This is a genomic window from Idiomarina ramblicola (assembly GCF_003987255.1).
In the GTDB taxonomy this organism is placed as follows: domain Bacteria; phylum Pseudomonadota; class Gammaproteobacteria; order Enterobacterales; family Alteromonadaceae; genus Idiomarina; species Idiomarina ramblicola.
In genome coordinates this window covers 352,707-371,741 of sequence record NZ_PIQC01000003.1, presented here as the reverse complement: position 1 = coordinate 371,741, position 19,035 = coordinate 352,707, and the positions used below count along the sequence as shown (strand labels likewise).

The window sequence follows — 19,035 nt, the reverse complement described above, 5'->3', positions numbered from 1 at the left end:
TATGAAAACCGAAAAATCGCCCGCTGTGCATGTAGCAGTGGGCGTGATTGAAAATGAGCAGGGTGAAATTTTTATCGCCCAGCGTCATCCTGACCAACATCAGGGTGGAAAGTGGGAATTTCCTGGTGGAAAAGTCGAGCCGGGAGAAAATGTCCAGCAAGCATTGCAGCGTGAGCTAAAAGAAGAATGCGGTATCGATGTGACCGATATGGCGCCACTCACGGTTATTGAGCATCAGTACAAAGATAAACGCGTTTTATTAGATGTCTGGTGGGTGCTTACTTACGATGGTGAAGCGCGTCAGCTGGAAGGGCAGGACTGGTGCTGGGTTGATAAAAACCAACTGGATGCGTTCCAGTTTCCGGAAGCCAATCAACCCATTGTCGAATGCATCATGCAGTCACTAAACGCTTACTAAATTAATAATCCTGTTGTTCGTCGTTGTAGTCATCATTGGCTACGACAACGGGTTCGCCCGGAATCGTTTTCTCTTCGTTAGCCCACTCACCTAAGTCAATGAGTTTACACCGTTCGCTACAAAAAGGTCTGGAAGGAGACTTCTCTGACCATTCAACTTCTGCCTGACAGGTTGGACAATTAACACTTATACTCATGGACTGCACCTTGCAATTTCAAATTCAATATCTTGCAGGGATGTTTCTTTATTTTCCCCGCCGGGTAAGGGCATGAATCGTACCGTAAATCGTTGTCTATGCCCACTAATGACAGGATAAATGTTGGCTGAGCGAGGTACCTTAATGCGCAACATCGCAAGTAACTGCTCGGAACTTTCCTGTAAGAAACCGTTTTGAATTTGCATGGGCACAAACACCGACTGTTCACGTAGTAGGGTCAGTTTTAAGGTAATAGCCAAGTCGACAAAAGCCAGTGTCGTACGCCAGTTTTCACACTGTTGCTGTTTTACTTCAACGGGCTGACTCAACCATAAATGTAATTGCGGCAATTCAAACAGGCCACTCATTCCTGGCTGGCTAAAACGCTGTCTTATACTGGCTAATAACGCATCGTCTTTTAACACGCGCAAATACTTTGGAATATCTTGCAGCAGGTTAAGACAATGCTCAATTTCATTGACGGTTTTGCCCAGCGCGTCACGGTCAACGTCGGGGTGTTCTTCCCATTTTTGTAACCGTTGTGTGTCGAGTTCTAAATCCTTACTCAGTTCCGTGCGGATATCAAAGCGTTCAAGCAACTCGGTCACATCAAATAAAGCGTTAAAGAAAGGTTCAGCCTGTTCTTTAAAGCACTTTTGACTGGCTTTTAATTGCTCAAAGCCGTGCTCTAATCGCAGGTAGGTTCGCATGCGCTCCTGAAGCGGATATTCATAAAGAATGTTGTCGTTATCAGTCGATGTCATGCGATTGCCGATTAGTGAAGTCTGTTCCTATAATAGCGTATTACTTTTCCTGTGCAACGATTGCCGCCAGATAGCGTTGGTGCAATTGTTTAACTTGTTGCTGCAGTTTTTCGATGCTGCCATCGTTGTTGAGAATGTCGTCTGCTTTTTGCCGTCGTGTGTCACGACTGAGCTGAGCCTGCATAATCGCTTCAACTTCCTTTTTTGGACTGTTGTCGCGCTGAAGAGTTCGCTGCAACTGTACGGTTTCCGGAACGTCCACCACGACAACCCGCTGACAGTATTTCTCCAGGCCATTTTCCAGTAACAGAGGGGCCGATAAAATCACGTAAGGCGACTTGGCCTGCTCTAGTTGGACTAAAATCTCTTCACGGATGGCAGGATGCAATAAGTTATTCAGCCATTCTTTCTCTTCGGGGTTAGAGAACACGCGCTGACGCAGAGCTCTGCGATCAAGTTCGCCATTTTTAGTGACTAGATGTGAACCAAAGTGCTCAGCAATGGCCTGCAGGCAGGATGTACCCGGCATGACAACCTGTCGTGCCACAACATCGGCATCGACAACGGCGATGCCCAGCTTTTCAAATTCGGCAGTGGCTGCGGATTTACCGCTACCGATACCACCGGTTAAACCGACAACATAAGTCATCTCTCAAAGACCCCCTAACCAACGCCAGTAGCTGAACAGTAGCTCGGTTCCGTAAAAGTAGCTGAGTAAACCACCGCCAATGAGAAAAGGCCCAAAAGGTATCGGCTGTGAATGGCTTTTCCGGCGTAACATAATCAAACCGATGACGGCACCACAAAGGGAACTGGCAAGAATGGTCACCGGTAACAGGGTTGCTCCGGTAAAAGCGGTAATGCCCGCCAATAATTTAAAGTCGCCATAACCCATACCTTCCTTACCGGTTATCAGTTTATAGGCCCAGTACACGCTCCATAAACTTAAATACCCGGCAACTGCCCCGATAATAGCCATATCAGGTGTCATGGCGCTGTTATCAGACAGTGACCAGAGCAAAGCAATCCAAAGCAGGGGGTAGGTGAGCTGATCAGGAAGTAACTGGTGTCGCGAGTCAATAACCAGCAGACAGATCAATAGCGAAAAGACCGTGACATAAACCAGCGCCGTCATGCTGAACCCATAGTACCAGGCGACCAACCCAAATGTCAGGCAACTGAGTATTTCAACCAGCCAGTAGGTGACCGGAATACGGGACTGGCAGTGGCGACAGCGGGCGCGTAAGACCAGGTAACTCAGCAGGGGGATATTGTCGTACCAGGCAATGGTGGCTTTGCACTCAGGGCAGTGTGAGCCCGGCACAGCAATAGAAAAGTGATCTTGCTCGGTTACCGGTTTACCGTTCATTTCCGCACATTCGCGTTGCCACTGACGTTGCATTTGCACCGGCAATCGAACGATAACAACATTCAGGAAGCTGCCGATAACGGCTCCCAGTACCAGAGCAAGTACCAATGTTGGTACCGACTCAGCAGCGAGCAAGTGTTCCATACTTCTGTTCCTTAATATTTAAAAGTGCTGCCCCATAGAAAACAGCGGTAAATACATAGCCACCAAAAGAGTGCCTATAATGCCGCCTAAAACCACCATCAGCAAGGGTTCTGCCAGACCAATCAGGCGTTCACAGTTTTGCTCAAAGCGCTGTTGCCGAAAATCAGCAAGTGCTGAAAAGGCATTATCGATTTTACCGCTTTGCTCAGCAACTTTAAGAAAGCTCAGTGTACGGGGGTCATCAAGAGCGCTCGTACGAAAGCTGTCAACCCAGCCGTTACCGGACTCCAGTTGTTGCCGCACCCGCTGTAATGCCAAACGATGGGGTAACCAGGTGAGGGAAGATTGCGCACTGCTGAGTGCTTGTCGTGTTTCAATACCGGCGTGCAAGGCTACTGCTAAACGATGAAACAACTGCTGTAATTGGTTATCCTGAAGCAGTTGCCCAATAATCGGTAGACGAGCCAATGCCTGTTGCCAAAGCAACGGGGCTTTATTTCTAATCACGATTATCACCCCGGCAACGACCGATATCAGACTGATGATAATAACCGCCTGTTCCCGCAAAACTGCCGAGGCATTCAGCAGCGTAGCGGTTAGCCAGGGTAATTCACCCTCGCCGAATAGCTGCGCGAAACTGGGGAGTACCCAGCCCACCATCATCAGACAAACGACGGCGGCTACCACTAACACAATAACCGGGTATCGCATGGCTTTACCTAATTGCTTTTTGAGTTGCTGTTGCCGTTCAGCAAGCCGTTGCAGCTGGTTCAGCGAATCGGCAAGTTTCCCTGTTTGCTCCGCCCAGGCTATGGCGTTGATATCAGCTTCCGGTAACCAGCTCTTGTAATCAGCCAAGGCACGGCTAAAGGATAAACCTCGTTCAATGTGGCGAATGCAGTCTTCAATGAGCCAACGCAGTCCCTTGGATTGGGTTTCACAAATACTGTGTCGTAATGCTTCGGACAGTGCTAGTCCGCTTGCCAGCAAACTGGCTGTTTGCTGAAGAAACTCATACCAGAGCGACAGCTTAGGTTGATAGCGTTTGAGCTGTCTGCCCGACAGGCGGTTTATTTTGGTACATTGAATTTGGTGCTGCGATAATAACTGTTTTGCCTGAAGCGCCGAGTCAGCATGAACCAGGCCACAGTGTTTCTTGGCCTGCCAGTACCAGCAGTAATTAATCAGCTTCATAAGCAAAGCGCTCCTTTTCTGCGCCGTTGATAAGACCTGCATCAATATAATGCTGCAAGGCTTGTGAAAAATCAGGAAGCATTAACGGCTGCAAATAACGGCGCAGTTCGTCATTGCCTGTTTCTGTTTTAAATAGAGCCTCAGCCTGCTCTAACCAGGGCACAACTTCATAAACCGCCTGGCGCTTTTGTGTTGTACCACTTTGCGGTTGCTGTACAGCGAATAAGCGTTGGCTGACAATCAGCTTTAGAGAACTTCTGATATCAAGCGGATTAATTCCTAATGACTCCAGCCGTTTTATACTGTCGAGACAACTGTTGGTGTGCAGTGAGCTGAGCACCAGATGCCCGGTTTGAGCCGCTTGTACGGCAATTTTTGCCGTTTCTGCATCGCGGATTTCGCCAATAAGAATGACATCCGGATCTTGCCTTAGCAGGGCTCTGAGAATATTCGCGAAGGTTAAGCCCTGACGCGTATTAACCATGACCTGACTGCAGCCAGGAAGAGGAACTTCAACCGGATCTTCGACGCTGCAGATATTACTGTGTTCGGTATTTAATTGACTCATTGCGCTATAAAGCGTCGAAGTTTTGCCGCTGCCGGTGGGGCCGGTAACTAGAATTAATCCCTGGCTTTGAGCAAGGCTTTGGGCAAACCAATGGTATTGTTCTTTCAGTAAGCCGGTCTGTTGCAGCGGGGTAATATTGTGTGTTGGCTGTAAGCATCGGAGTACTAATTTCTCACCGCCAATAACCGGGCAGCAACTTAAGCGAAACTCATGTTGTCGGTTATTTTCTGAAAGCACCGACAGTCGACCATCCTGCGGCTGGCGTTGCTCGGTTAAATCGAGGTTAGCGAGCACCTTAATACGTGAATACACCTGCTGCCCGAAATCAATAGCCAGAAAGTCCAGACGATTTAACTCTCCGGCTTCACGACCTCTGACGACAAAACCATCGCGTTGTGGCTGCAAGTGAAGATCCGACAGACCGTTGTCAGAGCAATGCAGTAGCAGTTGCTCGACATACTCAATAGCCGAGTCATGTGCCAGTTGAAGACCGGGAAGTTCCCCTTCCCCCTGAATAATCAGCACCTGCTTTTCACTGTAGAAACTTAACAACACTGAATCCACAGACGGAAACCCCGGCCGCTGTAACAGCAAAACCCAGTGCTCGCTTTCGGCAAAGAGAAGCAGGCCGTGCTCCGACAGAAAAGGATCGGCTCCGGCCTTTCCTGCATTCAGGTGCGCGCTAAGGTGGGTAAGAGAGCAACGGGCGATAAAACTCATTAGTAGCTTACCTGTTGTTCACAGTTCTTCACCACCGAACGCGCCTCGCTAAAATCAGAGCAGGCAATGGTCCAGGCTAAATGAGTCGTTGCAGCGTTGGGGGTCAGTTCAATCTGCAGTGGCTGATTGTTAATACTGACTTCGTTGAGCGTTAATCTTACCGCGGCAGACTGGCTCAGGCTGAGATCATTGAGTTCATCGGGTAATGGCGACGGTAAAGCGGGAATGCCGTTGTTGCCTGCTTGATTGCACTGGTTTAACTGCCCTTCAATTTGCCAGCATAAAGCAATACCCAATTGAAGTGGTTGCGCGTGTGCCAAAGCTTTGCTGACTTTGGCTTGCTGGGTGTAGTAGGTGTAGGACGGAACGGCAATGGCCGAGAGAATGGCAATGATGGCCACCACGACCATCATCTCGATAAGACTAAAACCGTTACCGGAAAAACGAAGAACGGGTAAACGGCGAAAGTGTGCTTCCTGCATAAGACAGCTCCCTGTTTAAAAACAGCAGAACTGTGGTTCATCAGCGCCAGTTAGTAAATTCTATTTTCCTGTAAGTTATTCGCTATCTATTCGCTATCTTCTGAAATTCTCATTGATAAATCAATGGCTTGAATGTTCTTGGTCAACGCGCCGGAAGAGATAAAGTCGACCCCGGTAGCGGCAAGTTCCTGCAAACGGGCGTCGGTAATGTTACCGGACACTTCCAGCTTCGCCGTATGTGCTTCATTAGCCTGGTTCTGTTTCACTGCCTGTTCAATATCTTCCACGCTAAAGTTATCCAGCATGATCACGTCCGCTTTTGCCGCTAAAGCCTGTGAGAACTCATCCAGATTCTCAACTTCCACTTCCACGGTTTTGTCCGGATTCAGGCGTTTCGCCGCCGCAACGGCCTGAGTAATACCGCCACAAGCGAAAATATGATTTTCTTTAATCAGGTAAGCGTCAAATAAACCAATACGGTGATTCACACCGCCACCACAACGCACCGCATATTTTTGTGCCAAACGCATACCGGGCAACGTTTTACGGGTATCCAGCAGTTGCGTCTTATAGCCATCCAGTAGCTTACTGTACTGGTAAGTGGTGGTGGCGGTTGCTGACAAGGTTTGTAAAAAGTTAAGCGCAGTACGCTCGCCAGTCAGCAAAATACGACTTGGACCTTTCAGGCGGCACAGCTCGGCATTGGCTTTTACTTTATCGCCGTCTTTCACCAGCCACTCAATTTCCACTTGTTGCCCAAGCTGGCGAAATACTTGGTCTACCCAGCCACAGCCACAAATCACAGCATCTTCCCGGGTAATAATGCTGGCATGGGAGCGACTCTGCTCAAGAATCAATTGCGCGGTAATATCATGGTTGGCGTCTTCGCCGAATAAATCTTCCTTCAGTGCGGCACTGACACCGTCCTGAATGGCAAGTTGCAGCTCGGGCTGACTCATAGATGGCTTTACCTTTTAGCAGACAATACGGATACTAGGGGGCAAACTTTACCGTTTTGTTGAGCCCGTGAAAAGCGACCCGATAAAAAATCATAAAATAACAACGGCAGTGCAGTACCCGTCTCCGCACTATGACGAGCGCCCACAGACCGATGAGATCAGTCTGCTGGTCATTCATTGCATCAGCCTGCCCGAGGGTGAATACGACACGCCGTATGTGCGTCAATTGTTTATGGGCGAGCTGGAAACCGACGCGCATCCGGATTTTTCGATCCTGGAAGGGCTCCGGGTGTCTGCACATTGTGTGATCCGCCGCGACGGCACGCTGGAGCAATACGTGCCCTTCGATAAACGAGCCTGGCACGCTGGTATGTCGAGATATTGCGGCCGCGGTCGGTGTAACGATTTCAGTATTGGAATTGAGCTCGAAGGAACCGACGACAGCGCCTATACTGAACAACAGTATGAACAGTTAATTGCGGTCACTGAGGCGCTCATAGCCACATACCCAAAGTTGAATCGTCGGCGTATTGTCGGCCATCAGGATATCGCCCCGGGTCGAAAAACCGATCCCGGCAGTGAATTTGACTGGCAAACCTACTTAAGTGCCTTATAAGGAGTCATGAATGGTCCTCATTGCGTTGCTGATTGCATTAAGCGTTGAGCGTTTGTATCACAGTCCGGCTTTTTTACACTGGTCGTTTTATTTAGAACGCTGGCAACGTTGGAGTTCGGCACGGCTCAAGAATGAAAAATGGGAAAGCGAACCGCTGCAACTGGTTCGTCTATTGATTCCGGCATTAGTGGTTGGCTTTTTGGTTGTGCTGCTGGATAACTTGATGGTGACCTTTATTGTCAGCATTTTGGCGCTGTTGCTGGCAATCAATTGTGAACCAGCGCGTAAAGACTACAAAGCTTACTTAAAAGCAGCCAACCGCGGTGATGAGCAACAGGTGAATGAGCGTCAGTTAGCCTTAACTGAGTTTGCCGGCCGTCATCAGCCACAACAACTCAGCGACTCTCTAATCTGGATCAATTATCGGCAATATATTGCGGTGATGTTCTATTTTGTGTTGTTCGGCAGCTTTGGTGCACTAGTTTACGCGACCTTACGCTACGCTGAGAACCGCATCGAAGAACAAGAACCGGAGTCGGATAAGCCATGGCAGCAGTTGGTGTGGTTTGCTGACTGGGTTCCGGTCAGGTTGTCAGCTTTTGGTCTGCTGGTCGTCGGGCATTTTTCACGGGCGCTTCCCGTGTGGTTGCAGCACAGTTTGAACCCTCAGGTGAACCCCGATAAGTTGCTTTTTGATGTTGCCGATAAGGCAGAAGATACGCCTCAGCACGCCGATGACAGAACCGAACATGCTGCCTGTCAGTTGCGCTTAATGCGTCGTCAGCAGATATTCTGGGTGTGCGTTATTGCTGCATTGACCCTGGCAGGCTGGGTCAGTTAGAGGTAGTACCAGCTAAGAAAAATTTGGGCTCAGCAAGTAAATGATTTAGAATAACCGCATCTTTTGGTCTGACCAATTTACCGTTATGCCGGATTTACCCATAAAACAAACAAAGTTATCCGACACTATCGTCGCTCATCTTGAGCAGATGATAGTGGACGGGCGACTGGGTGCCGGGCAAAAACTACCGTCAGAGCGGCAGTTGGCACAGCAGTTTAAGGTGTCACGGCCCTCGTTGCGTGAAGCCATTCAAAAGCTGGAAGCCAAAGGTGTGGTAGAGCGTCGCCAGGGTGGCGGAACTTACGTGGTTAACAGCATGAACGAACAACTAACCGAACCTTTGTTTGAATTGCTGGCCAAACACCCAGAGTCGCAATTTGACTTGCTCGAGTTCCGTCATGCGCTGGAAGGCATTTCCTCATTTTACGCCGCGTTAAGAGGTACCGATGCCGATCTGGATCGCATATCTGAGAGTATAAAAAGCATTGTTGGTAGCCAAACGAGCAGCATTGATAAACAGGTTGATGCCTTGGTTGAGTTCTACCACCGTATTGCTGAAGCCTCGCATAACGTTATTTTGTTGCATGTTGTACACGGCATGCAGGAATTGCTGGCGGAGAATATTCGCCAGAACCTGGAAATACTGGCCGGCCGTGAAGGCTTGCTGGAGAAACTGAATCAACACCGTCAGCAGCTGGTGAGTGCCATTGTTGCTGGCCAACCGGAGCAAGCGCGGGATGCGTGTCACCAACATTTGGCCTATATTGAACAGACATTGTTAGACTTAGGCAAAGAACAGTCACGCATTCAACGTTCGCTACGACGTTCCTGAATTGATAAAAAGGTAAGGAATAGCTATGAGTGAAGAATTAAACAAAGATGTCGACCAGCAGGAAACTCTGGAGTGGTTAGACGCTCTTGAAGGTGTGCTTGAGGCAGAAGGCCCCGAGCGAGCACACTTCCTGTTAGAACAGCTGGTCGATAAAGCCCGTCGTAACGGTGCTTATTTACCTTATAAACCAACAACGGCGTATTTGAATACCATTCCGGCGAGTCAGGAACCGACCATGCCGGGTAACCAGACGCTGGAATCGCGCATTCGCTCAGCTATTCGCTGGAATGCTGCCATGATGGTATTGCGGGCATCAAAAAAAGGCGAAGAGCTGGGCGGGCACCTTGCCAGTTTTGCCTCTTCAGCCATGTTGTACGATGTGGGCTTTAACCACTTTTTCCGTGCACCGAGTGAAGGTGACGGCGGCGACTTCCTGTTTATTCAGGGGCATGTGTCTCCCGGCATTTACGGTCGTGCCTTCATTGAAGGCCGCCTAACCGAAGAGCAACTCAATAACTTCCGTCAGGAAGTCGACGGCATAGGCTTACCTTCTTATCCGCACCCGAACTTAATGCCTGACTTCTGGCAGTTCCCGACGGTTTCTATGGGCTTAGGTCCAATTCAGGCTATCTATTTAGCCCGTTTCCTTAAGTATTTGACTGACCGTGGCATTAAAGACTGCTCGAAACAGCGTGTTTACTGCTTCTTAGGTGACGGCGAAACCGATGAGCCAGAAAGCTTAGGTGCTATTGGTCTGGCGGCTCGCGAAGAGCTGGATAACCTGACCTTTGTTATCAACTGTAACTTACAGCGCTTAGACGGCCCGGTACGTGGTAATGGCAAAATTATCCAGGAACTGGAAGGTAACTTCCATGGCGCTGGTTGGGAAGTGATTAAAGTGATTTGGGGTCGCTACTGGGATCCACTGCTGTATCGCGATACCGAAGGTAAATTACAACAGTTAATGGAAGAAACCGTTGACGGTGATTACCAGAACTTCAAAGCCAAAGGCGGTAAGTTCACCCGTGAAAACTTCTTTGGTAAGTACCCTGAAACCGAAGAAATGGTCGCCAACTTATCTGACGAAGACATCTGGCGCTTAAACCGCGGTGGTCACGATCCGGTCAAAGTATACTCGGCCTATCACAAAGCGGTAAACACCAAAGGCCGTCCACAGGTTATTTTAGCGAAAACCGTTAAAGGTTACGGCATGGGCGCAGCGGGCGAAGGCAAAAACATTGCCCACCAGGTTAAGAAAATGGATCTGGATGCGGTTAAGCACATGCGCGACCGTTTCAATATTCCGTTTGAAGACAAAGAACTGGAAGACCTGCCGTACTACAAGTTTGACGACGACAGTGATGAAATGAAGTACCTGAACGAGCGTCGCGAGAAGCTCGGTGGGTATATGCCAGTACGTCGTCCCGAGAGCGATGTGGAGCTGGAACTGCCGGCATTAAAAGCGTTTGACGCGGTGCTGAAAGGTTCAGGGGATCGTGAAATTTCCTCCACCATGGCCTTTGTTCGCGTGTTGACCGCGCTGCTGAAAGACAAGAAAATTGGTAAACGTATTGTGCCAATCATTCCGGATGAAGCCCGTACTTTTGGTATGGAAGGCTTGTTCCGTCAGGTCGGTATTTACTCGCACCACGGGCAGAAATACACGCCGCAGGATAAAGACCAGGTGGCTTATTATCGTGAAGATAAGAAAGGTCAGGTGATTCAGGAAGGCATCAACGAACTGGGTGCTATGGCATCCTGGGTTGCAGCGGGTACCAGTTACTCGCTAAACAACGAACCGATGATTCCGTTCTACATTTACTACTCCATGTTCGGTTTCCAGCGTGTGGGCGATTTAGTCTGGGCTGCAGGCGACAGCCAGACCCGGGGCTTCCTGGTCGGTGGTACCGCCGGTCGCACAACGCTCAATGGCGAAGGTCTGCAGCATCAGGACGGACACAGCCTGGTTCACTTTGGCACGGTGCCGAACTGCATTAGCTATGACCCGACTTACGGTTATGAAATTGCGGTTATCGTGCACGATGGCCTGAAGCGCATGTTTGGCGATCAGGAAAACGTTTTCTATTACCTGACGGTAATGAACGAAAACTACCATCAGCCAGAAATGCCGGAAGGTGTCGAAGAAGGCATCATCAAAGGTATTTACGAGCTAGATAAAGTGAAGGCCAAGAACAAAGCCAAAGGCGACGTTCAGTTGTTAGGCAGCGGCACCATTTTGCAGCAAGTACGTGAAGCGGCCACAATCTTGTCTGAAGAGTACGATATCAACTCAACGGTTTACAGCGTAACTTCATTCAATGAACTGGCGCGCGACGGTCTGGATAACGACCGCTGGAACATGCTGCACCCTGAGAAGAAAGAGAAAGAGGCCTACATTACGCAAGTCATGAAGAAGGCAAAAGGACCGGCAGTGGCTGCTACGGACTACATGAAATTGTATGCCGACCAGGTCCGTGCCTGGGTTCCAACCTCTTACCGTGTATTGGGTACCGATGGTTATGGACGCTCAGACAGTCGCGGTAATTTGCGTAAGCATTTTGAAATTAACCCACAATACATTGTGGTTGCGGCGCTAAAAGAATTAGCGGACCAGGGGGATATCGATAAGAAAGTGGTGGCTAAAGCTATCAAAGACTACGATATCGACACTGACAAGCTGAACCCGCGTTTAGCATAAGGAGGTACTGAGATGGCCGATCAAATCGAACTCAAAGTCCCCGACGTGGGCGGCGAAGAAGTAGAAGTCATTGAAATTCTGGTCAGTGAAGGCGATACCGTTGAACAGGAAGACGGTATCGTGACTGTTGAAAGCGACAAAGCTTCCATGGACATTCCGGCGTCTTCAGGCGGTAAAATTACCGAGCTGAAGGTAAAAGTCGGCGATACCATTAGCGAAGGCGATGTACTGGCAATGGTCGAGGCTTCCGGTGATTCGGAAGAGTCGGACGACTCTGACAGCGAAGAAGCTGAAGAAGCCAGCGACAAAGCTGACGAAGAAGAAACCGAAGACAAAGCTGAAAAATCGGAAGACAAACAGGAAGAAGAGAAAGACGAAGACTCTGAACCTGAGAAGAAATCTTCTGGTGGTGGCAGCAAAGTTATTGATGTAGAAGTACCGGACATTGGTGATGAGGAAGACGTTGAAATCATCGAAATCCTGGTCTCTAAAGGCGATTCGGTGTCCGCTGAAGATGGCTTGATTACACTGGAAACCGACAAAGCCACTATGGATGTGCCTTGCCCGGAAGATGGTGAAATTGAAGAAATGCTGGTCAATGTCGGCGATAAAGTCTCGCAGGGCTCTGTTATTGCGAAACTGAAAGTTTCCGGTGGCGCTGATGACTCTGAAGCTGAAGAGAAAGAACCTGCTAAAGAGTCCGGAAAGGAATCGGATAAAAAGTCTGACGACAAAGAGCAGGACCAAGAAAAAGACAGTGGTGGCAGCGTTAAGCCAAGTAGCGAACGCCAGCCGCCGGTTCCTGATCACCCAAGTCAGCGTAGCGATCGCAAAGAGGGCGTACTGCATGCGTCACCGGCGGTTCGCCGTGTTGCGCGTGAGTTTGGTGTCGACTTGTCGCAAGTCAAAGGCACTGGACCTAAAGACCGCATACTGAAAGAAGACGTGCAGGATTTTGTTAAATACGAGCTGTCCCGTCCGAAAGCTGTGGCCGGCTCAACTGGTCAGGGCGGTGGTGGACTGCAGGTGATTGATCCGCCGAAAGTCGACTTCAGCAAGTTTGGCGAAGTGGAAGAAGTTCAGCTGTCACGCATTCAGCGTAAATCGGGACCGAATCTGCATCGTAACTGGGTCACTATTCCTCACGTGACGCAATTCGATGAAGCGGATATTACCGAGCTGGAAAACTTCCGTAAGTCAGAAAACGAAGTGGCGAAGAAGCAGGATCTGGGCTTCAAAATTACCCCACTGGTGTTCATTCTGAAAGCTTGTGCCAAAGCATTGCGCGAATTCCCGACCTTTAACTCTTCGTTGTCAGAGTCGGGGGAATCGTTGTACATGAAGAAGTATGTCAACATTGGCATTGCCGTTGATACGCCAAACGGTCTGGTGGTTCCGGTGATTCGTGATGTCGACAAAAAGGGCATTTACGAGCTGTCGGAAGAGCTGGTGGAAATTAGTTCTAAAGCTCGTGACGGCAAACTGAAAGCAACCGATATGCAAGGCGGCTGCTTCTCAATTTCCAGCCTGGGTGGTATTGGCGGTACAGCGTTTACGCCAATTGTTAATGCACCTGACGTTGCCATTTTGGGAGTTTCCCGTAATGAAATGAAACCAAAATGGAACGGCAAGGAGTTTGAACCACGCCTGACGTTGCCGTTGTCACTGTCGTATGACCATCGAGTCATTGATGGGGCAGAAGCCGCACGTTTCACCGCTTACTTAAGCGGCGTGTTGGGCGATATCCGCAAATTGGTGCTTTAAGCACCAATTTGGACGGGAAATACGAATTAATTCGCGCTACAATAGCGCCACATTTAGCGTTGACTGACCGCGGCCGGTGGCTCAACTGGCTGTGACAAAAAAGGGGTTAACATGAGCGACAAAATTACAACACAGGTAGTAGTGTTAGGTTCGGGCCCAGGTGGATATTCAGCGGCTTTCCGTGCAGCTGATTTGGGTCTGGATGTTGTTTTGATTGAGCGTTACAGCACCTTAGGTGGTGTTTGCCTTAATGTTGGCTGTATCCCGTCAAAAGCACTATTGCACATGACCAAACACATTGAAGAAGCGCAACACCTGGCCGCAGAAGGTATTGAGTTTGGTGAACCGAAGATTGATCTGGACAAACTGCGTAAGCACAAAGAAAAAGTGGTTGGTCAGTTAACCGGTGGTCTTGGTCAGATGTCAAAAATGCGTAAGGTAAAAGTCGTTAATGGTTACGGCAAATTTACCGGCAGCAACACCATCAAAGTTGAAGGTGACGACGGCGAAACCGAAGTGAAATTCGATAACGCCATTATTGCTGCGGGCTCTCAGGCCATTAAGTTACCGTTCATTCCACATGACGACGACCGCGTATGGGATTCTACTGACGCACTTGAACTGAAAGAAATTCCAAAGAAAATGCTGTTGTTAGGTGGCGGTATTATCGCTCTGGAAATGGGTCAGGTTTATGCGTCATTAGGCTCTAAAGTTGATGTGGTTGAAATGACGGATCAGTTGGTACCGCCAGCCGATGCTGACATTATCAAGAGCTTCAACAAGCAAATTAAAGGCCGCTTTGAAAACGTGATGCTCAGCACCAAAGCAACCAACGTTGAAGCGAAAAAAGACGGTGTTTACGTCACTTTTGAAGGTGATAAAGCGCCAAAAGATCCGGTCAAATACGACGCGGTTCTGGTGGCAGTAGGCCGTGCGCCAAACGGTAACAAGATTGACGCTGACAAAGCTGGCGTTAATGTTGATGATCGTGGCTTTATCAAAGTGGACAGCCAAATGCGTACCAACGTCGATCACATTTTCGCTATTGGTGATGTCGTCGGTCAGCCTATGCTGGCGCACAAAGCGGTACACGAATCGCATGTGGCAGCTGAAGTTATTTCAGGTAAGAAGCACTTCTTCGAACCGAAGGTGATTCCTTCTATCATGTACACCAACCCGGAAGTTGCATGGGCCGGTGTGACTGAAAAAGAAGCAAAAGAGCAAGGTATTGAATACGATGCAGTGACCTTCCCATGGTCTGCGTCGGGCCGTGCAATTGCTTCTAACGCGCAGCAGGGCATGACCAAGCTTATCTTTGATAAGAACAACCGGATTATTGGCGGTGCCATGTGTGGTACTAACGCCGGTGAGTTACTGGGTGAAATTTGTCTGGCCATTGAAATGGGCTGTGATGCAGAAGATATCGCTCTGACGGTTCACGCGCACCCAACCTTACACGAATCGGTTGGTTTAGCGTCAGAACTTCATGAAGGCTCAATTACCGATATGCCGAATCCTAAGGCGAAAAAGAAGAAGTAACACTTTGTTACGATAAATCATCGGTAAAACGGCCGTATTCATCGCGAATGCGGCCGTTTTTTTTTGCGCTGAATTTAACAATGCGCTAGTTTAGTGGGGTTAAAATAACGAACACTAAAGAAAGGGTAACAACCGATGAGAAAATTAACCGCTGTAGCGCTTGGCGTATCTATGGCTTTAACTCTGGGCGCATGCTCTCCGCAGCAAGAAGAATCTAAACAGCAAACCCAGCAGGCTGAAGAAGCAAAACAAGAATTGAGTTCAGGCGTGGTGCTGGAAAACTTTGACCACAGCGTTAAACCAGAAAACGATCTGTTCCGTTACGTAAACGGTACCTGGATTGATAAAACCGAAATCCCTTCTGATCGTTCCTCAATTGGCGCGTTTTACGACCTGCGTGAACAGAACCAGAAACGTCTGCGTGACATTATTGAATCAGCGGCGTCAACCAACCCTGAACCGGGTACCAATGAGCGTAAAATTGGTGACTTCTTCAACGCCTATATGGACGTTGAAACGCTGAACGAGTTGGGTGCAAAACCAATTGCAAGCGACTTAGACGCAATTCAGGCGTTAGAAGACCACGACTCAGTTGCCGAACATATGGCACGGATGTTCCGTGGTGGTGTAACGGTTCCATTTGGCTTTTATGTTTATCCGGATGCGAAAGACCCACAAATTAATGCAATGTATGTTTCACAGTCCGGGCTTGGTCTTCCCGATCGCGACTACTACCTGAAAGACGATGAAAAGTTTGAAGAGTTTCGCGATGCTTACCTCGAATACGCCGAAGACATTCTGGAAATGGTCGGCGTTGAAAATGCTGATGACGCCGCTGAACGTATTCTGGAGCTAGAAACTCAACTGGCTGATATTCAGTGGAGCCGAGTAGAAAGTCGCGACGCTGATAAAACCTACAATAAAAAATCGGCTGAAGAAGTTGCTGATATGTTGGCCGATTTTGATTTCAAACGTTTCATTGATACCTCAGAATTGTCTGATGTAAAAGAAATGGTGATTCGTCAGCCGTCTTATTTTGAAGAATTTGGCGAGCTGTTTAACGACGTCGACTTACAGGCGTGGAAAGACTATTTAAGTTTCCGTCTGGTGAACGAATACGCTTCTGCACTAAGCGAAGATATCAGCAAGCGTCGCTTCGATTTCTATGGTAAAACCTTACGTGGTACACCAGAGCAGGAACCTCGCTGGAAACGCGCAGTAGACGCAACCAACAGTGTATTAGGTGAAGTGCTGGGGCAGGTTTACGTAAAAGAGTACTTCCCGCCAGAAGCGAAAGAAAAAATGGAAGGTTTGATCGAAAATCTTCGTGATGCTTATGGTCAGTCTATTCGCAATCTGGAGTGGATGACGGACGAGACCAAAGAAAAAGCCTTAGAGAAGCTTGAGAAATTTGATCCGAAAGTAGGTTATCCAAGCAAGTGGCGTGACTACAGTGAACTGGAAATTTCGTCAACCGACTTAGTTGCTAACTACAAAGCTTACGCTGAGTTCAATTATCAGGAAGAAATTGCCAAAATTGGCGGTCCTGTGGATGAAGAAGACTGGGGTATGACGCCACAAACAGTGAATGCTTACTACAGCCCGGTACGTAACGAAATCGTTTTCCCTGCTGGCATTCTGCAGCCTCCGTTCTTTGATATGGACGCTGAAATGGCGGTCAACTACGGTGGTATCGGTGCGGTAATCGGCCACGAAATGGGACACGGATTTGACGATCAGGGGTCTAAATACGATGGCGACGGCAACTTACAAAGCTGGTGGACCGATGCTGATAAGAAAGCATTCGAGGAACGGACTCAGCAGCTGTCTGAACAGTATAGCCAGTACGAGCCAATTGAAGGCCTTAATGTTAATGGCGACCTGACTCTGGGCGAAAACATTGGCGATTTAGCCGGCCTGACTATTGCGTACGAGGCGTACAAAATGTCTTTAGACGGCGAAGAAGCGCCAGTTCTTGATGGCTTTACCGGCGAACAGCGTGTGTTCATTGGCTGGGCTCAGGTATGGCGCGGCAAGTATCGTGAAGATGCTATTCGTGAGCAGGTGATGAGCGACCCGCATTCACCAGCGGTGTATCGTGTAAATGGTACCGTTGTGAACGTTCCGGCGTTTTATGAAGCCTTTGATGTTAATGAAGGCGACGAGTTGTTCGTTCCTGCTGAACAGCGCGTTACTATCTGGTAAGATATTGGTATGACGCACGTAGCCTGATGTTTACATCAGGAGCAATGTGGGGCCTGACATAAATGTCAGGCTACGTATTAGGAAATATGAAAACACTAACGGTTGTCTGGGTATTAGTTACAGTATTGCTGGTGGAGAGTTTCTCCTCACCAGCAATACATGCTATGCCGATGTCAGACACCGTTAGTGCTTTGTCATCTCACGATATGTCACAGCATGACTGTTGTGATGAGTCTGACATGTCGATGGAACAATCGAACTGCGACAGCGAAAGCTCCTTTTGCCAGCAGTGCGAACAACATTGTGCTGGTCAACTGGCACTGATAAATCCGTTCAAACAACTTTCGCCAGCAGCAGCCACTGACGCTGCGGAGCCCACTTATTCAAACCTTCCGGTTATTACTGAAACGCTGATACGTCCGCCGAAATACGCAGTTTAAGTCCACTTTTTACGTCTTAAACCGTTTTCGAGGAAATACCAATGCGTTATTGGATAGCTGTATTCATCCTGATCCCGTTGTTAACTTTGGCTCAGGAACACAATCATAATCATTCAGAAGATCAAAACCCGTTCGAGCAGAGCTCCGAATATGTGTGCCCTATGCACAGTCAGGTGGCTCGTGACGAGCCGGGAACCTGCCCAATTTGCGGTATGGATCTGGTTAAAAAAGAGCCTAAGCAGGACCTTTCTGAGCATGAAGCTGAAAAAAGCTTCACCGTACCAGAGTCCAGCCAGCAGGCCATTCGGGTCACTACAACGACAGTTCAGCGTAAAGACTTACAGCCGCAACTCATGGCGCAGGCTCAGGTGCGTTGGCAGGAGTCTGCTCAGCGGCATATCCACAGTCGCGCTGAAGGCTGGGTAGAAGAATTGCACGCCGACGTTGAAGGTCAGTGGGTAGAAAAAGGCGATAAACTTTACAGCCTGTACGCGCCTGACTTAGTGGTTGCACAGGACGACTATCTGCAATTATTGGATTCAATTTCGGATATTCGCAATGGCAGCAACCAGCAAAGTTTTAAACGCCGCGGCCAGCAACGTTTGCGCTTGCTCGGTATGAGCGAAGCGCAAATTAAAGCGCTGGAGCAAGGCGGCGAGACCGAATATGTGGTGGACTATTACGCACCCGAGTCTGGCTATATTACCAGCCTAGATATTCAGGAAGGCATGTACGTGTCGCCCGGGCTTAAGTTACTGACGCTGACACAGGACAATCAGCTGTGGTTTTTTGCGGATGTTCCGGCGCGTTACAGTAAGCAGTTAAAAACCGGGCAAATGGCGCATATTTCCTCTGAGCATTTCCCTGGCGGCCACTGGATGAACACCATTGACTACATTTATCCGCAAGTGGACCCGGCAACCCAGACCATCAAAGTCCGTATTCCGGTTAACGACTCCATTGACCGGCTGCGCGAAGGTCTATGGGCAACCGCGCACATTGAACTGGAGCCAGTAAAGGACGTTGTGGTTGTGCCGGTTGCCAGCTTAATTGTCACCGGAGCTAATAACCGCGTGGTGGTAAAATCTGGAGCGCGCGAATTTGAGGTGCGCGAAGTGACGACCGGGCTGCGTGTGGGTAACGAAATTGCCATTGAAGAAGGCTTGCAGGAAGGTGAGTTAGTGGTTACTTCCGGGCAGTTCCTGCTGGATTCAGAGGCCAGTCTGCAAGGCCTGGGTCCGGATAGCAGTGACAACGACGCTCCTGCGCCACAACACAACCACTAG

At 49.0% G+C, this 19,035-nt stretch carries 18 protein-coding genes; 10 read left to right on the top strand and 8 right to left on the bottom strand.

Annotated elements, in window-relative coordinates:
• Position 1 precedes the first annotated feature (1 nt).
• Positions 2–418, top strand: coding sequence for an 8-oxo-dGTP diphosphatase MutT (mutT, locus tag CWI78_RS05040; protein WP_126780862.1), 417 nt, complete (start codon positions 2–4; stop codon positions 416–418).
• Between the two features lies 1 nt (position 419).
• Here the strand turns inward: mutT and yacG are convergent, their stop codons facing one another.
• The 8 genes from yacG to nadC all read right to left on the bottom strand — a co-directional run bounded on the left by yacG (position 420) and on the right by nadC (position 6,814).
• Complete coding sequence (gene yacG, locus CWI78_RS05035) at positions 420–614, bottom strand: DNA gyrase inhibitor YacG (protein WP_126780859.1); 195 nt, start codon at positions 612–614, stop codon at positions 420–422.
• Complete coding sequence (gene zapD / locus CWI78_RS05030) at positions 611–1,378, bottom strand: cell division protein ZapD (RefSeq protein WP_126780857.1); 768 nt, start codon at positions 1,376–1,378, stop codon at positions 611–613. Before zapD ends, yacG begins: the two co-directional genes overlap by 4 nt.
• A gap of 40 nt (positions 1,379–1,418) precedes the next feature.
• Positions 1,419–2,027 (bottom strand): dephospho-CoA kinase, encoded by a 609-nt coding sequence (coaE, locus tag CWI78_RS05025; protein ID WP_126780855.1) that lies wholly within the window; start codon positions 2,025–2,027, stop codon positions 1,419–1,421.
• Between the two features lie 3 nt (positions 2,028–2,030).
• On the bottom strand, positions 2,031–2,891 hold the full coding sequence (locus CWI78_RS05020) for a prepilin peptidase (protein ID WP_126780854.1): 861 nt from the start codon (positions 2,889–2,891) through the stop codon (positions 2,031–2,033).
• Between the two features lie 18 nt (positions 2,892–2,909).
• Positions 2,910–4,085 carry a type II secretion system F family protein gene (locus tag CWI78_RS05015; protein WP_126780852.1) on the bottom strand — a complete coding sequence of 392 codons (1,176 nt, stop codon included), beginning with the start codon at positions 4,083–4,085 and terminating at the stop codon, positions 2,910–2,912.
• Complete coding sequence (locus CWI78_RS05010) at positions 4,072–5,373, bottom strand: GspE/PulE family protein (RefSeq protein WP_126780850.1); 1,302 nt, start codon at positions 5,371–5,373, stop codon at positions 4,072–4,074. The genes CWI78_RS05015 and CWI78_RS05010 overlap by 14 nt, the downstream gene beginning before the upstream one ends.
• Entirely contained in the window at positions 5,373–5,855 is a 483-nt protein-coding gene (locus tag CWI78_RS05005) for a pilin (RefSeq protein ID WP_126780848.1), read from the bottom strand. The genes CWI78_RS05010 and CWI78_RS05005 overlap by 1 nt, the downstream gene beginning before the upstream one ends.
• 86 nt (positions 5,856–5,941) lie before the next feature.
• Positions 5,942–6,814, bottom strand: a complete 873-nt coding sequence (gene nadC, locus CWI78_RS05000) for a carboxylating nicotinate-nucleotide diphosphorylase (RefSeq protein WP_126780846.1) — start codon at positions 6,812–6,814, stop codon at positions 5,942–5,944.
• A 67-nt stretch (positions 6,815–6,881) separates the two neighbouring features.
• Between nadC and ampD the strand changes: the two genes are divergently transcribed.
• From ampD to CWI78_RS04955, 9 genes are all read left to right on the top strand, one after another.
• Complete coding sequence (ampD, locus tag CWI78_RS04995; protein ID WP_126780844.1) at positions 6,882–7,430, top strand: 1,6-anhydro-N-acetylmuramyl-L-alanine amidase AmpD; 549 nt, start codon at positions 6,882–6,884, stop codon at positions 7,428–7,430.
• 10 nt (positions 7,431–7,440) lie between these two features.
• On the top strand, positions 7,441–8,271 hold the full coding sequence (gene ampE, locus CWI78_RS04990) for a beta-lactamase regulator AmpE (RefSeq protein ID WP_126780843.1): 831 nt from the start codon (positions 7,441–7,443) through the stop codon (positions 8,269–8,271).
• Positions 8,272–8,356: 85 nt separating this feature from the next.
• Complete coding sequence (pdhR, locus tag CWI78_RS04985) at positions 8,357–9,103, top strand: pyruvate dehydrogenase complex transcriptional repressor PdhR (protein ID WP_126780841.1); 747 nt, start codon at positions 8,357–8,359, stop codon at positions 9,101–9,103.
• A 25-nt stretch (positions 9,104–9,128) separates the two neighbouring features.
• Entirely contained in the window at positions 9,129–11,801 is a 2,673-nt protein-coding gene (gene aceE, locus CWI78_RS04980; protein ID WP_126780839.1) for a pyruvate dehydrogenase (acetyl-transferring), homodimeric type, read from the top strand.
• Between the two features lie 12 nt (positions 11,802–11,813).
• Positions 11,814–13,565, top strand: a complete 1,752-nt coding sequence (gene aceF / locus CWI78_RS04975; RefSeq protein ID WP_126780837.1) for a dihydrolipoyllysine-residue acetyltransferase — start codon at positions 11,814–11,816, stop codon at positions 13,563–13,565.
• 111 nt (positions 13,566–13,676) lie between these two features.
• A complete protein-coding gene (gene lpdA, locus CWI78_RS04970; protein ID WP_126780835.1) occupies positions 13,677–15,104 on the top strand; it encodes a dihydrolipoyl dehydrogenase in 1,428 nt (475 codons plus the stop codon).
• Between the two features lie 135 nt (positions 15,105–15,239).
• Positions 15,240–17,309, top strand: coding sequence for a M13 family metallopeptidase (locus CWI78_RS04965; protein WP_126780834.1), 2,070 nt, complete (start codon positions 15,240–15,242; stop codon positions 17,307–17,309).
• 86 nt (positions 17,310–17,395) lie between these two features.
• A complete protein-coding gene (locus CWI78_RS04960; RefSeq protein WP_167468598.1) occupies positions 17,396–17,749 on the top strand; it encodes a hypothetical protein in 354 nt (117 codons plus the stop codon).
• 41 nt (positions 17,750–17,790) lie between these two features.
• Entirely contained in the window at positions 17,791–19,035 is a 1,245-nt protein-coding gene (locus tag CWI78_RS04955) for an efflux RND transporter periplasmic adaptor subunit (protein WP_244213076.1), read from the top strand.